General features: G+C 68.4%; 13 protein-coding genes. 8 read left to right on the top strand and 5 right to left on the bottom strand.

Features of this window, described 5'->3' with window-relative positions; genetic code table 11:
* The first annotated feature begins 3 nt into the window (after positions 1-3).
* From H1R19_RS08505 to H1R19_RS08530, 6 genes are all read left to right on the top strand, one after another.
* Positions 4-828 carry an SDR family NAD(P)-dependent oxidoreductase gene (locus H1R19_RS08505; RefSeq protein WP_219851197.1) on the top strand — a complete coding sequence of 275 codons (825 nt, stop codon included), beginning with the start codon at positions 4-6 and terminating at the stop codon, positions 826-828.
* Between the two features lie 45 nt (positions 829-873).
* The gene (locus tag H1R19_RS08510) at positions 874-2304 is read left to right on the top strand and encodes a phenylacetate--CoA ligase family protein (RefSeq protein ID WP_219851198.1); all 1431 of its coding nucleotides are present in this window, start codon (positions 874-876) and stop codon (positions 2302-2304) included.
* A 34-nt stretch (positions 2305-2338) separates the two neighbouring features.
* On the top strand, positions 2339-3340 hold the full coding sequence (locus H1R19_RS08515) for a PDR/VanB family oxidoreductase (protein ID WP_219851199.1): 1002 nt from the start codon (positions 2339-2341) through the stop codon (positions 3338-3340).
* 76 nt (positions 3341-3416) lie between these two features.
* On the top strand, positions 3417-3911 hold the full coding sequence (locus H1R19_RS08520) for a flavin reductase family protein (protein ID WP_188331641.1): 495 nt from the start codon (positions 3417-3419) through the stop codon (positions 3909-3911).
* Positions 3908-4546 (top strand): 3,4-dihydroxy-2-butanone-4-phosphate synthase, encoded by a 639-nt coding sequence (locus tag H1R19_RS08525; protein WP_219851200.1) that lies wholly within the window; start codon positions 3908-3910, stop codon positions 4544-4546. Before H1R19_RS08520 ends, H1R19_RS08525 begins: the two co-directional genes overlap by 4 nt.
* A 31-nt stretch (positions 4547-4577) precedes the next feature.
* Positions 4578-4889, top strand: a complete 312-nt coding sequence (locus H1R19_RS08530) for a hypothetical protein (protein ID WP_188331586.1) — start codon at positions 4578-4580, stop codon at positions 4887-4889.
* A 27-nt stretch (positions 4890-4916) separates the two neighbouring features.
* Here H1R19_RS08530 and H1R19_RS08535 read toward each other — a convergent pair whose 3' ends face one another.
* Genes H1R19_RS08535 through H1R19_RS08545 form a run of 3 tightly spaced genes read right to left on the bottom strand, consistent with a single transcriptional unit; the run spans position 4917 to position 8137 of the window.
* On the bottom strand, positions 4917-6212 hold the full coding sequence (locus H1R19_RS08535; protein WP_219851201.1) for a D-alanyl-D-alanine carboxypeptidase family protein: 1296 nt from the start codon (positions 6210-6212) through the stop codon (positions 4917-4919).
* Between the two features lie 51 nt (positions 6213-6263).
* Positions 6264-7676 (bottom strand): aspartate aminotransferase family protein, encoded by a 1413-nt coding sequence (locus H1R19_RS08540; RefSeq protein ID WP_188331584.1) that lies wholly within the window; start codon positions 7674-7676, stop codon positions 6264-6266.
* A complete protein-coding gene (locus H1R19_RS08545) occupies positions 7673-8137 on the bottom strand; it encodes an Lrp/AsnC family transcriptional regulator (protein ID WP_219851202.1) in 465 nt (154 codons plus the stop codon). The genes H1R19_RS08540 and H1R19_RS08545 overlap by 4 nt, the downstream gene beginning before the upstream one ends.
* Positions 8138-8247: 110 nt before the next feature.
* Between H1R19_RS08545 and H1R19_RS08550 the strand changes: the two genes are divergently transcribed.
* Positions 8248-9747: a gamma-aminobutyraldehyde dehydrogenase gene (locus H1R19_RS08550; RefSeq protein WP_219851203.1), complete on the top strand. Its 1500-nt coding sequence runs from the start codon at positions 8248-8250 to the stop codon at positions 9745-9747.
* Positions 9744-11180, top strand: coding sequence for an NAD(P)/FAD-dependent oxidoreductase (locus H1R19_RS08555; RefSeq protein WP_219851204.1), 1437 nt, complete (start codon positions 9744-9746; stop codon positions 11178-11180). Before H1R19_RS08550 ends, H1R19_RS08555 begins: the two co-directional genes overlap by 4 nt.
* 16 nt (positions 11181-11196) lie before the next feature.
* Here the strand turns inward: H1R19_RS08555 and H1R19_RS08560 are convergent, their stop codons facing one another.
* Entirely contained in the window at positions 11197-12174 is a 978-nt protein-coding gene (locus tag H1R19_RS08560; RefSeq protein ID WP_372632486.1) for a universal stress protein, read from the bottom strand.
* A complete protein-coding gene (locus tag H1R19_RS08565) occupies positions 12164-13672 on the bottom strand; it encodes an APC family permease (protein WP_219851205.1) in 1509 nt (502 codons plus the stop codon). The genes H1R19_RS08560 and H1R19_RS08565 overlap by 11 nt, the downstream gene beginning before the upstream one ends.
* Positions 13673-13784: the final 112 nt, after the last annotated feature.

A 13784-nucleotide genomic window follows, 5' to 3' on the forward strand; every position in this document is an offset into this window, starting at 1 on the left:
GTGATGAGTGGATATGACGACGCATTCGCCGGCCGGACTGCACTTGTCACCGGTGGAGGAAGTGGAATAGGCAAGGCCATCACCGCGTCTCTGCTCGACGCGGGTGCCAATGTGGTGGTGCTCGAGAAGAGCGGGGACAACATCGAGACGGCCGCAGCCGAACTCGGCAACTCCGACCGGTTGGCCTGGCATGAGGGGTCGGTGGCTTCCAAGGCCGATGTGCGTGCGGCTTTCGCGCTGGCCCACAACACCTTCGGGACTGTCCATCATCTGGTCAACAACGCCGGTACGGCATCGTTGTCGCTGATCCGCGACTGCTCCGAGGAAGAGTGGGACCTGATCGTCGACACTCTCCTCAAGGGGACGTTCCTGTGCACTCAGGCCTTCGCCGATCAGGCGATCACCGCGGGCGAGGGCGGCTCGATCGTCAACATCTCCTCGCTCAACGCGATCGCGGCCACCGACGGTCTCGGCCACTACTGTGCGGCGAAGGCCGGTGTCCTGCAGTTCACCAAGGTGAGTGCCGGCGAGTTGGGACGCCACGGCATCCGGGTCAACTCGATCGGTCCGGGCACTGTCGACACGCCGCTGGGCGCGGGCTTCACGGTCGGACAGATCGGCCAGGAGTTCCTCGATCGCACCCTGATCAGTCCGCCGCGGCATCAACACGCGAGCGACATCGCCGACATCGCCATGTTCCTGATGTCGGCCCAGGCGGCGCGCGTCACCGGGCACTTCATCCCCGTCGACGGGGGCCAGCACGTGCGCGGTCTCCACTCGTACTGGGATGTGGCCGAGGCGCAAGGACTGGTCAGCCGACCCGCGTGAACCCGTACCCGCCAGCCGAGGACAGACAGCCGAGGACAGACATCGATGACCCCATCACACACGCTCGCCCCCGACACCGTCACCGGTGACCGAGAGGTGACGCCCGCCGAGCGCCGCTACTGGGACGAGGCACGCGAGACATGCGATCCCGCCGACCGGGACCGTCGCATCCTCGAACGGATGCAGCAACAGCTCCGGTATGTGTACGAGGAGCTGCCGTTCTACCGGAGACACTACGACCGTGCCGGTTTCCGCCCCGAACACGTGACCTCACTCGCGGACTTCACCGCGAAGGTGCCGATCATCACCAAGAAGATGCTCGTCGAGGATCAGCGCGAGCACCCGCCGTTCGGCTCCTACACAAAGGATTTCGGCGTCGGAGGCATCGCGCGCGTTCACGGTTCGTCCGGCACGTCGGGCACCCCCACGATGTACGCAGTCTCGCGGCGCGACTGGGACCGCGCCGCCGATGTCCACGCGATGGCGCAGTGGTGTGCCGGTGTCCGGCCCGACGACATCGTGCAGATCGGGTTCCCGTTCGGGCTGTTCTTCGGCGGTTGGGGTGTCCTGCAGGGTGTCGAACGCATCGGTGCCACGGTCTTCCCCCTTGGTGTCACCGACTCCGAGAAGCACATCGAGATGATCGGCACACTCGGTTCGACCGTGTTCAGCGCGACGCCGTCGTACTGCATCCACCTGTTGTCGGTGGCCGAGCGCATGGGGGTCGACCTGCGTGCGAGCCCGGTCCGGCACGTGCTGGTCGGCGGAGAACCGGGCGGCAGCTTGCCCGGAACGCGACGGATCATCGAAGAAGGCTGGGGCGCAACGGTCGCCGACGCCGGATCGACGTCGGAGATGTACCCGTTCCAGACCAGCGTGGGATGCGAGGCCGGAACCGGCACCCACCTGATCACCGACGAGGTGTACACCGAGGTCGTCGATCGCGACGATCCCAACGCGGCGATCCCGACCGGCGAACGCGGTGCGGTCGTCTACACGCACCTGTGGCGCGAATCCCAGCCGATGATCCGCTTCGCCCCGGGCGACGAGACCTATCTCGACGACGCGCCGTGCCCGTGCGGGCGAACCTATCCGCGCATGCCCGAGGGGGTCCTGGGGCGTCTCGACGACATGCTCGTCATCCGCGGCGCCAACATCTATCCCAGTGCCGTCGAGACCGCCCTGCGCGACATCCCCGAACTCGGGCCGGAGTTCCGGATTCATGTCACCACCCAAGGCGCACTCGACGAGATCGCCGTGCATGCCGAGGTGTCGGCGGCCACCGACGACGCCTGGCACGCCGCGGGCCCCGACCGACACGGTGATGAGCGGGCCGCTCTGGTGGAGCGGGCCGAAGCCGTCCTCCGGCATCGGCTCGGTATCCGGGTCCCGTTCGAGGTGCTCGCCCCGGGGACCCTGGAACCGACCACGTTCAAGGCGCGCCGCGTCATCGACACCCGCGGGGTGCGTTGGTGACCCTGGTGGCGCCCGCACCCCGGCCCGGTGTCTCATGACCCGGACGGTCGGAACCGCGATCGCCGGATCATCCGCCGGGGGAACGCCTGCCGACACCGAGTGGAGGCGGGTGATCGTCACCGACATATGTGAGCAGGGCATCGACGTGGTGAGCCTGACGCTGGGCACCGACGACGGGACCGCGCTGCCGGACTGGTCTCCGGGTGCCCACGTCGATGTCGATCTGGGCGACGACCTGGTCCGGCAGTACTCCCTGTGCGGGACACCCGGGGCGCCGACGTGGCGGGTGGCGGTGCTGCGGGAGCGTGAGAGCCGGGGCGGATCGGAACGCGCTCACCGCCTGACCCCCGGCGACCACGTGCGAGTCCGGGGTCCGCGCAACCACTTTCGTCTCGACGATGCACAGGAGTACCTCTTCATCGCGGGCGGGATCGGGGTCACGCCGATCCTGCCGATGATCGGTCATGCCGAGGAGTCCGGGATCGCCTGGACCCTGCACTACGGCGGACGGACGCGGGACTCGATGGCGTTCCTCGACGAGCTCGGGACATACGGCGGCAAGGTGCATCTGTACCCCCAGGACAGCGTGGGTCTGCTCGACCTGCCGCGGATTCTCGGCGAACCCCGCGCGCGCGTGGGGGTGTACTGCTGCGGACCGGAGGGTCTGCTGGCGGCCGCCGAGGCCGCGGCCGCCGCCTGGCCGGCCGGCTCGCTGCACACCGAGCGGTTCAGTCCGGTCGAACCCGTCGGTCCACGCGCGGGCGACACCGCGTTCGAGGTCGAGTGCCGGTTGTCCGGGGTGACCGTGACGGTCGCCGATGACGAGACGATCCTCGAGGCCGTCGAGCGGACGGGCGGGGTGATCGTCGCCGCCTCGTGTCGAGAGGGCACGTGCGGGACCTGTGAGGCGACTGTGCTCGACGGCGTACCCGATCATCGCGACTCGGTGCTGACCGACGACGAACGGGATTCCGGCGAGGTGATCCTGACCTGCGTGTCGCGTGCGTGCACATCGCGCCTGGTTCTCGACCTGTGAGGAGAGGAGCATCATGACGGAGTCGCAAGCATTGACCGGGACGCAGATCGCCACAGGCACGGAGGGGATCGACGCAATGGGGATCGACGCAATCCGGTTGCGAGAAGTGTTCGCGAGCTTCCCTTCCGGGGTCGTCGCGGTGTGCGCCCTGCGTGACGGGCGCCCCCTGGGTATGGCCGCGAGCACTTTCACGGCGGTGTCGCTCGACCCGCCGCTGGTGTCGGTGTGTATCCAGCGGAGCTCTCAGACATGGCCGCTCCTGCGAGAGTCCACACGGTTGGGGGTCACGATCCTCGCCGAACAACACGGGGCGGCGTGCCGGACACTCTCGATGAAAGAGGGTGACCGTTTCTCCGGTGTCGACTTCGACGTCCACGACGACGGAAGCGTCGTCCTGCGGGGAGCCAGCGGATGGCTGACCACCACCCTGCATGCCGAGATCGACGCCGGCGACCACGTGGTCGCACTGCTGCGGGTGCAGGCGCTGGACACCGACCCGGCAAGTGCGCCGCTCGTCTTCCACCGCAGCGGGTTTCACCGGCTGGTGCCCGCCGGAGGGAGTTCGTCATGACTCTGCTGGACGGATCGAGGACCTCGGTGTCGACGGCGACGGAGGCGATGGGGCGGGGTCAGGCTGTGGTGGTCATCGACGACACGGTGGCGCCACGTCACGCCGCGCTGGTCATCGCCGCCGAACATGCGACCACGGAACTGGTCGCCTTTCTGATCCGGCACACGGGCGGATTCCTCTGTGCCGCACTGGGCGAGGACCACTGTGAACGTCTCGCCTTGCCTCACGTCGCGGCCTCGCGGGACACGCGGTGTCCCGAGCAGCGGGTCACGGTCGACGCCAGGGACACCGGCACCGGTATCTCGGCCTCTGCGCGCGCTCGTACGGTGCGGACGCTCGCGGACCCGCGCGCGACGACCACGGACTTCACCCGTCCCGGGCATGTGGTGCCCGTCGGGGTACCGCTCGACGGCGGTGTCCGCCTGCCGGGCTTCGCCGGCGCAACGATCGCACTGGCCGCACTCGCCGGATGTACCCCCGTCGGCGCCTATGCCGTGCTGGTGAGCGCCGAACGATCGTCGGAGGTGGCCGACGACTCCGAAGCCGAGCAGTTCGCCCGGCGGCACGGATTGTCTGCGGTACGACTCTCAGAGGTCTGGCCCCACCGCCTCGTCGACATCGCCGACGCCGACTGAACTCCGAACAGACGACCCGAAAGGCGGGCCCATGCGGATCCTGGTGTTTCCTGAGGAAGGGCGATCGACGATCGCCGAACCGGACGATCTGAAGAAATTCCACGTCGAAGTGCACGGGGAGGGCGGTGAGGACGATCTCTCGCGAGCCCTCGGGCAGCTCGGTCGTACCGAGGGTGCCGAGCACGCCTGGATCTTCATCGAGGAGCTGTTGCGCGCGTCCGGACGCGCCGACGACGAGACCTGGCGGGCCGCGTTCGGCCAGATGGTCGACTACGCCGCGTCGAAGGGGTGGACCGACGCCGACGGCGAATCGCTGCGCGCGCACATCGTCGCGGTGCCCTGAGGAGTCGCGGTGCCCTGAGGGCCCGGCTCACCTCCTGCCGGCGAACCTCAGGCCGAGCAGCAACAGCACCACGGCGGCCAGAGCCGCCACCAGTCCGATGAGTACACGCACCGACATCGGCGCCGCGGCATCGGTGCCGGGGCCCGCCAGGCGCGTGGCCGGTGTCGGTTCGGCAGCGACCGACGACGGCGCCGCGACCCCCACAGGATCGACGAGTTGCCCGACCGAGATCGCCGGATCGGCGCGAAAGCCGTAGTCCAGCATCGCCTTCGCCTGATCCCAGTACAGGTCGCCGTCGACCGACAGGCCGAACATCTGCACGATGAGGATCGATCGGCCGTCGCGCTCGGCGGCGCCGACGAACGTCTTGCGGGCGTCGTCGGTGTATCCGGTCTTGCCGCCGAGCATGCCCGGGAAACCGTCCACGAGAAGGCGGTTGGTGCTGTACATGTCGTACGCCGGATGATCGGTGTCGCCGGGCACGTCGGGCCGCTTCGGGTATCCGGGGAAACGGAACACCGGCAGCGAGATCAGTTCGCGGAAGGTCGGATGTGTCATCGCGGCCCGGAAGATGAGCGCGAGGTCGTAGGGCGACGACGACATCCCGGCGGCATCGAGACCCGACGGGCTCGCTGCGCGCGTGTCGGTGGCACCCAGCGCGGCGGCGCGGGCGTTCATCTTCGCCAGGGCCGCGTCGACGCCGCCGAGCGCACGGGCGAGTGCGTTGGCGCAGTCGTTGCCGGACACCATGAGCAGTCCGGTCAACATGTCGCGGACCGTGTAGCTGCCGCCCGGGCCCATCCCGCAGGAGTCGCCCTCGATGCTCCAGTCCTCCGGGGTCGGGACGACGGGCTCGGCGAGGTCGAGTTCGTCGAGGACCACCAGCGCCAGCAACACCTTGATGGTCGAGGCGGGCCGGTACCGGCCGTGCGGATCCTTGGCCGCGATGACGCGTCCGGAGTCGAGATCGGCGATCAGCCAGCCTGCCGATGTCAGGCGGGGTGGAACGGGACCGGCCGCGGGGTCGGCGACGACGCCGCACGACGCGAGGTCCTCCCCGCCGACGGCCGGGTTCGGCACCGGCAACGACGACGGGGCCGCCGATCCCGGTGCGACGACCTCGGATTCGTCCACCGCGGGAGGTGTGCCGATCTTGTACGGACAGTGATCGGTGACCGGTGTGGTGGCCGCGGGCCGCGGGTCGGCCGGCAGCGGAACGGCCGCCGCCGGGGTCGTGCCCGCAGCGACCGTGAGAGTGCAGAGCCCGAACACCAGCACGGCCGTCAACGCACATACCGTCCGACGAGTCCACCCCGAGGTCACCGACCGCACGTTACCAGCGGATCGCCGTGCGCTCAGGGCATGCGAGGTGGATCAGAGGAGCGTGTACGCCTCGGCCAGCACCGACCGGAGGATCTGTTCGATCTCGTCGAACTCGGCCTGCCCGGCGATGAGAGGCGGTGCGAGCTGCACGACCGGGTCCCCGCGATCGTCTGCGCGACAGTACAACCCGGCGTCGAAGAGCGCGCCGGAGAGGAAACCGCGCAGGATACGTTCGGATTCGGCAGCGTTGAAGGTCTCCTTGGTGGTCTTGTCCTTGACGAGTTCGATCCCGTAGAAGAAGCCCTCACCGCGGACGTCGCCGACGATCGGCAGGTCGTGCAGGCGCTCGAGCGTGGACCGGAAGGCCGGTGCCTGGGTCTTGACGTGCTCGTTGAGACCCTCGCGCTCGAAGATGTCGAGGTTGGCCAGGGCGACCGCCGCCGACACCGGGTGCCCGCCGAAGGTGTAGCCGTGCGCGAACGTCGTCGTGCCGTCGCGGAACGGTTCGAAGAGCCGGTCGCTGGCGATCATCGCGCCGATCGGGGAGTAACCCGACGTCATTCCCTTGGCGCACGTGATGATGTCGGGAACATAGCCGAAGTCGTCGCAGGCGAACATCGACCCGATCCGGCCGAACGCGCAGATCACCTCGTCCGACACCAGGAGCACGTCGTAGGCGTCGCAGATCTCCCGCACCCGTTCGAAGTACCCGGGCGGCGGCGGGAAGCAGCCGCCGGCGTTCTGGACGGGCTCGAGGAAGACGGCCGCGACGGTGTCGGGTCCCTCGAACTCGATGGCCTCGGCGATCCGGTCGGCGGCCCAGCGGCCGAACTTCTTCGGATCGGCGCCGAGTTCCCCGGTCCCGGTCGGATCGGGCGCACGGTAGATGTTGGTGTTCGGCACGCGGAACGCACCGGGGGTCAGCGGTTCGAACGCCTCCTTCAGCGCGGGGACACCGGTGATCGCGAGCGCGCCCTGCGGGGTTCCGTGATAGGCCACCGCACGCGAGATCACCTTGTGCTTACCGGGTTTGCCGACGAGCTTGAAATACTGCTTGGCCAGCTTCCAGGCACTTTCGACGGCCTCGCCGCCGCCGGTGGTGAAGAACACGCGGTTGAGATCGCCCGGAGCGTAGGCGGCCAGCCGCTCGGCGAGTTCGATCGCGGGCGGGGTGGCGTAGGACCACAGTGGGAAGAACGCGAGTTCCTTGGCCTGACGGGCCGCCGCCTCGGCGAGTTCGGTGCGGCCGTGCCCGGCCTGGACGACGAACAGCCCGGCGAGGCCGTCGAGGTAGCTGCGTCCCCGGTCGTCGAAGATGCGCACGCCCTCGCCTCGGGTGATCACCGGCGGGGTGATGGCATCCCCGTGGCGGGCGAAGTGGCCCCAGAGGTGTGCGGCGCTGCGCTCGCCGAGTGACTTCGGCGCGGCCGGCGCGGTCACTGACTGCGGTGTGGTCGGTGTCATCGTGTTCCCCAGTTGTATTGCTGCTTGACGAGTTTCAGGTAGACGAGGGTCTCGGTGGCGAAGACCTCGGGGTGGACGCGCACCTTCTTGTTGAGGATGGTCAGCAAGTGATCGTCGTCCTCGCACACCACCTCGATCAGGATGTCGAAGGAGCCTGCGGTGAGGACCACGTAGTCGATCTCCGGGTGTTCGGCGAGTCGTCCGGCGAGGGCCTCGGTGTCACCGGTGCACCGGATGCCGATCAGTGCCTCACGTGCGAACCCCATCTTGAGCGGGTCGGTGACGGCCACGATCTGCAGCAGGCCACTCTCGCTGAGCTTCTGGACGCGGTTCCGCACCGCCGCCTCGGACAGTCCGACGGCTTTGCCGATGGATGCATAACTGCTCCGACCATCGGTTTGGAGCAGCTCGATGATCTTCTTCGCGGTTGCGTCGAGGGGGGTGGAGGAGGGCTCGGCCACGCCACGATCGTGACGGATTCAGTATCTATTCGCAACTTTCCCGAACGATTCCGCAACTAAGACGCACTACGCCGCATGAATTCGAACCGGCGGCGGTAGACTCCCAGGGCATGTCGTCAGCCACCGCCATCCCGTCCGGCTGGATCAACGGAAAGCCCCACCACGCCGACGGTCCCGAGCACTGTGTGGTCAATCCTGCCACGGATGAGCTCGTCGCCACGGTGAAACTCGCAGGTCCGGCCGATGTCGACGCCGCGGTCGGCAGTGCCCGTGCGGCGCAGGCGGAGTGGGGCGGTGCGACGCCGGCGGAACGGTCGGGCGTGCTGCACGCACTGGCCCGTGCGCTGACCGAGCATTCGGATCTGCTGATCGCCGAGGAGGTCGCGGACACCGGCAAGTCGATCCGGCTCGCCACCGAATTCGACGTCCCCGGCTCGATCGACAACATCGAGTTCTTCGCCGGGGTCGCGCGCAACCTCGACGGCAAGGCGAGCGGCGAGTACTCCGGCGACCACACCTCCTCGATCCGGCGCGAACCCGTCGGGGTCGTCGGCACCGTCACGCCCTGGAACTATCCGCTGCAGATGGCGGTGTGGAAGGTCATCCCGGCACTCGCCGCCGGCTGCGCGGTGGTGCTGAAGCCGGCCGAGATCACCCCCCTGACGACACTGACGCTCGCCCGACTCGCCACCGAGGCGGGTCTGCCCGACGGCGTGCTCAACATCGTGGTCGGGACCGGACCCGACGCCGGTGCGCACCTCGCCGGGCACCCCGGCGTCGACATGGTCACGTTCACCGGTTCGACGGCCGTCGGCCGTCAGGTGATGGCCCGGGCCGCGACCACCGGTGCCCGGGTGCAGCTCGAACTCGGTGGCAAGGCGCCGTTCGTCGTCTTCGACGACGCCGATCTCCCGGCCGCGGTCCACGGAGCGGTGGCGGCCTCGATCATCAACGGCGGCCAGGACTGCACCGCCGCCACCCGGGCCATCGTCGCGCCGTCGCTGTACGACGACTTCGTCGACGGGGTCGCCGATCTCATGCGCTCGGTGGTCATCGGCGATCCCACCGATCCGGCGACCGACCTCGGTTCGCTGATCTCGCGTACGCACCGGGAGAAGGTCGCCGGGATGGTCGACCGTGCCCGGGGGTCCGGGGCCCGGATCGTGACCGGCGGCGCGGTACCCGACGGGCCGGGCGCCCACTATCCGCCGACCCTGATCGCCGACGTCGCCGAGGACTCGGAGATCTATCGCGACGAGGTGTTCGGCCCGGTGCTGACCGTCAGCTCGTTCGCCGACGACGATGACGCGATCCGCCGCGCCAACGACACCGCCTACGGGCTCGCCGCGTCGGCGTGGACGCGCGATGTCTATCGGGCGCAACGGGCTTCGCGTGAGATCCGGGCCGGATGCGTCTGGCTCAACGACCACATCCCCATCATCAGCGAGATGCCGCACGGCGGTTACGGTGCGTCGGGCTTCGGCAAGGACATGTCGACCTACTCCCTCGATGAATACCTGCTCATCAAACACGTCATGAGCGACCTGCACGGCGTCGCCGAAAAAGAGTGGCACCGAACGATCTTCGCGCTCGGCGACCCACGGCGGTGACCGGCCGCACCTGGGCGGACAGTCCCACGCCGCGGGCCGTCGACGTGGTGGCGCAGGCCGCGGCCCGGCCGTACTGGCTCGACCGTGATCTACGGCCCGCGCCTCGGCCCCGCCTGGTCGGAGACGTCACCGCCGACCTGCTGGTGATCGGCGGCGGTTTCACCGGACTGTGGACGGCCGTGCAAGCGGCCGAACGGAATCCGGACCGATCGGTGGTGCTCGTGGAACGTGACCGCATCGCCGAGCACGCGTCCGGGCGCAACGGCGGGTTCTGTGCGGCAAGCCTCACCCACGGCCTCGGCAACGGGATCGAACGCTTCGCCGAGGAGATGCCGACACTGTTGCGGATGGGACGCGACACCCTCGACGCGATCGAATCCACGCTGGGCCGCCTGGGCATCGACGCCGATCTGGAACGCACCGGTGAACTCGACCTGGCCGTGACCGGCTGGCAGTACGACGGACTCGCCGAGACCGCGGCCGCCGGACAGGCACTCGGAGAGAAGCTGGTGCTGCTCGACGCCGCCGCGGCACGTGCCCGGGTCGACTCACCGATGGTGCGCGGCGCGCTCTACGACCCCGACGTCATGATCATCGATCCGGCGAAGCTGGCGTTCGGACTGGCGGCGGCCGCCGAGCGGTCGGGAGTACGCATCTTCGAGGGCACCGAGGTGCTCGGACTGGCCGACGGACGCCCCGGCGAGAGTGAATTCATCAGGGCACGAACCGGATACGGCGAGGTCCTGGCCCGCCGTGCGGTGGTCGCGACGTCGGCGAGCCGGGCGCTGGTCCGTTCCCTGCGGCTCTACACCGTCCCGGTGTGGGACTACGCGCTGATGACCGAACCTCTCAGCGGAGTGCAACTGACGTCGTTGGGGTGGTCGGGACGAGAAGGACTGGCCGACAGCGGTCCTCGCTTCCACTACTTCCGGCTCACCGCCGACGACCGCCTCCTCTTCGGCGGCTGGGACACGCCGTACCATTTCGGCTCCGACGACAGCACCCGCCACGAGTACCGCCCGGACGAATTCGCCCTGCTCGCCGAACATCTCCTGCAACTGTTCCCGCAGCTCGAGGGCATCCGCGCCACGCACACATGGGGTGGGGTCATCGACACCTGCTCGCGATTCTGCGCCTTCTGGGACACCTCACACGCCGGGCGGGTGGTCACCGCCGTCGGCTTCACCGGGCTCGGGGTGGGTGCCTCGCATTTCGCCGCCGCGACCGCCCTCGACCTCGTCGACGGGCTGAGCACCGAACGCACGGCGCTGAAGATGGTGCGCAGCAAGCCGTTGCCGTTTCCGCCCGAGCCCGCCCGCTGGCTGGGGATCACCCTGACGCGTTCTCAGATCGCGCGAAGCGAACGCCGTCAGGGAAGGCGGGGCGCCTGGCTGGGCCTGATGGACAGGATCGGACTCGGCTTCGACAGCTGAGGTGATGCCACGTCGATCACGCCGGGGGTCGGTTCGTCGGCGGGACTTCGATTCTGGGGGTCAGCTCCTGCGGCGGCAGACTGTTCTTGGGAACGACGACGACCGGCGCCGTGGTCCACCGGAGGATACGTGCGGCGGTGCTGCCGAGGAACACCCGATTGGGCCGACCGAGATGCCCGGAACCGATCGCGGCGATGTCGTTGTCGTCCCAGGGCAGGTTGGACAGGGCCTCGTCGAGAGTGGCGCCGTCGGCCACGAGGACGTCGACGTCGAGGGCCGGGTTCACCGCCGCCCGGGTGTCCTCGAGGAGCTTGCGTGCGATCGCCACCTGCGCTGCGCGCGCCTGCAGGGTCGTGTCGTCGTCGAAGGGGCATTCGATCGAGACCAGCGAGAGCAGCCTGATGTCGAGTTTGGCGCGCTCGGCGAAGGCCTCGGCGAACGGCAGGGGATTGTCGGCGCCGGGTTTGACCGGCACGGCGACCGTCACCGTGTCGAGAACGACGTGGGTGCGGTCGGCATATCCGCGGGGCGCCAGGGCCACGGGTAACGGAGAGGAGTGTACGAGCTCGGTGCTGATGGTGCCGAGTGTGTGCCGCCGCAGCAGACCGTCGCCCGTACCGCCGACGACGATCATCCTCGCCCGGGTCTGCTCGGCATACGACGCCAGCCCCTCGGCGAACGACTCGTTGACGGTGACCACGGTGCGGTACTCGAATCCGTCGGGGATGAGAGCCGCGCCCTCGGTGAGCCATTCGGCCGCCCGCGCCTCGACGCGCTGCTGATACTGCGCGAGTCCCGGCTGACCGTCGTAGGGGACCGGCCGTACGACGCACACGAGGTCGATGGCAGCGCCGGTGACCCGCGCGATCGCGACCGCCAGCACCACCCCGTCGGCGCCGGACGGCGTGGCGAGATAGCCGACGGTGATCCGGGCATGGGTGTGCACCGGACGCACCATCTCGGCCGGCTCGCCGGGCGGGGGATCAGTAGACATCGGGAGCCTTCACCTTGGTGCTCGCGGTCAGCGTCTTGCCCCGGAAGAAGTCGCTGTTGTGAGCACAACACGCGAGCATCAACGGGATACCGAGGACCAGCATGCCGACACCGAGGACGAACACACCGCCCACTCCGCCGACCGAGGTGGAACCGTAATCCGGCGCGACCATGTCGATCGCGGACCGGATGAACGCTGCCGTCATGGCCGTGCCGCCGAGAAACGGCAGGAGCCCGCGCATGAGGAAGTGCCGGACCGACCCGAACAGACTGCGGCGGAAGTACCAGACGCAGGCGAACGCGGTGATCCCGTAGTAGAACGCGACCGCCAGACCAAGGGACGCGATCGAGTCGGCCAGGGTGTTCTGACTCAGAAGTGACAGGACCAGGTAGAACATCAGTGCCGCGGCGCCCATCACCGCGGTGCCGAAGGCCGGTGTCATGTACTCGGGGTGGATGGAGGCGAATCTGTCCGGTAGCGCCTTGTAGACGGCCATCGACAGGCTTCCGCGGGCGGTGGGCAGAATTGTCGACTGCGTCGAGGAGAGTGCCGACACGCTGACGGTCAGGAGGAGAGCGGCCGCCATGGCACCACCGGCGACCGGGTCGCCGAGGATGGTCAGGACGTCGTCGGTGTTCTCCTCGTTGCCGAGTCCGATCCCGGTGTCGCCGAAGCCCGCGAAGGACTGGACGGCGTAGGCGACGAGCACATACGTGGCGACCAGGATCACGCACGTGATCACCGCTGCCCGCCCGGGTGTCTTCTCGGGGTCCCTGGTCTCTTCGCCGATCGCCAGACACGCGTCCCAACCCCAATAGATGAAGATGCACAGGATCACCGCCGCCGCGATCTGTGACTGATCGAGTCCGCCGGGCCACAGCCAGGACAGTTCGGGACTGATCGCCCGTTCGCCCGCCGTTCCGGTGCCGACCTTGATCAGTGCGATCAGGCTCGCGGTGACGAGCACCGCGAACTGGATGAACATCAGGACCGCCTGCATCCGTTCGCTGATGACGATGCCGCGGATGCTGATCCATGTCATCGCGATGATGAAAGCACCGCCCAGCAGAACCTTGGCGAGGAGGCTCTCCGCCAGACCGGCGAGATTCAGGAACCGGAACAGGTAGATCGCGGCGATCTCGGCGACGTTCGCGAGCACGATGATTGCCGATACAGCCAGTCCCCAGCCGCCGATCCAGCCGATCCACGGACTTAAAGCCTTTGTGCCCCAGGTGAACGTGGTCCCACAGTCGGGGGTGTCGCGAGCGAGCTCGCGATAGGCGAAGGCCACCAGGAGCATCGGGATGAACGCCAGCACGAACATCGCCGGTGCCTTCTCGCCTACGCCGGCGACCACGTACCCGAGCGTGGCGGCGAGGCTGTAGGCCGGTGCGACAGCGGACAGTCCGATGATCACGTTGCCGAGGAGGCCGATCGAACCGGCACGGAGCCCTTTGGTGCCGCCCTCGATCACCTCGGTCTCGACGCTGTCCGCCATGCGCGTACTCCCGCTCAGGTATTCATAACGAGAGCCAGCTTACGGTCGTGATGCGGGATTCCTCTCCCCAACTGCGACAACGCCGATCGCGTAAGCGGTTCGGACACCGGAT

Source organism: Gordonia jinghuaiqii, from assembly GCF_014041935.1.
Lineage (GTDB): Bacteria > Actinomycetota > Actinomycetes > Mycobacteriales > Mycobacteriaceae > Gordonia > Gordonia jinghuaiqii.

Coding starts and splice junctions, on each gene's coding strand:
- H1R19_RS08505 (WP_219851197.1), top strand. CDS start 4: ATGAGTGGATATGACGACGCATTCGCCGGCCGGACTGCACTTGTCACC.
- H1R19_RS08510 (WP_219851198.1), top strand. CDS start 874: ATGACCCCATCACACACGCTCGCCCCCGACACCGTCACCGGTGACCGA.
- H1R19_RS08515 (WP_219851199.1), top strand. CDS start 2,339: ATGACCCGGACGGTCGGAACCGCGATCGCCGGATCATCCGCCGGGGGA.
- H1R19_RS08520 (WP_188331641.1), top strand. CDS start 3,417: ATGGGGATCGACGCAATCCGGTTGCGAGAAGTGTTCGCGAGCTTCCCT.
- H1R19_RS08525 (WP_219851200.1), top strand. CDS start 3,908: ATGACTCTGCTGGACGGATCGAGGACCTCGGTGTCGACGGCGACGGAG.
- H1R19_RS08530 (WP_188331586.1), top strand. CDS start 4,578: ATGCGGATCCTGGTGTTTCCTGAGGAAGGGCGATCGACGATCGCCGAA.
- H1R19_RS08540 (WP_188331584.1), bottom strand. CDS start 7,676: ATGACACCGACCACACCGCAGTCAGTGACCGCGCCGGCCGCGCCGAAG.
- H1R19_RS08550 (WP_219851203.1), top strand. CDS start 8,248: ATGTCGTCAGCCACCGCCATCCCGTCCGGCTGGATCAACGGAAAGCCC.
- H1R19_RS08560 (WP_372632486.1), bottom strand. CDS start 12,174: ATGTCTACTGATCCCCCGCCCGGCGAGCCGGCCGAGATGGTGCGTCCG.
- H1R19_RS08565 (WP_219851205.1), bottom strand. CDS start 13,672: ATGGCGGACAGCGTCGAGACCGAGGTGATCGAGGGCGGCACCAAAGGG.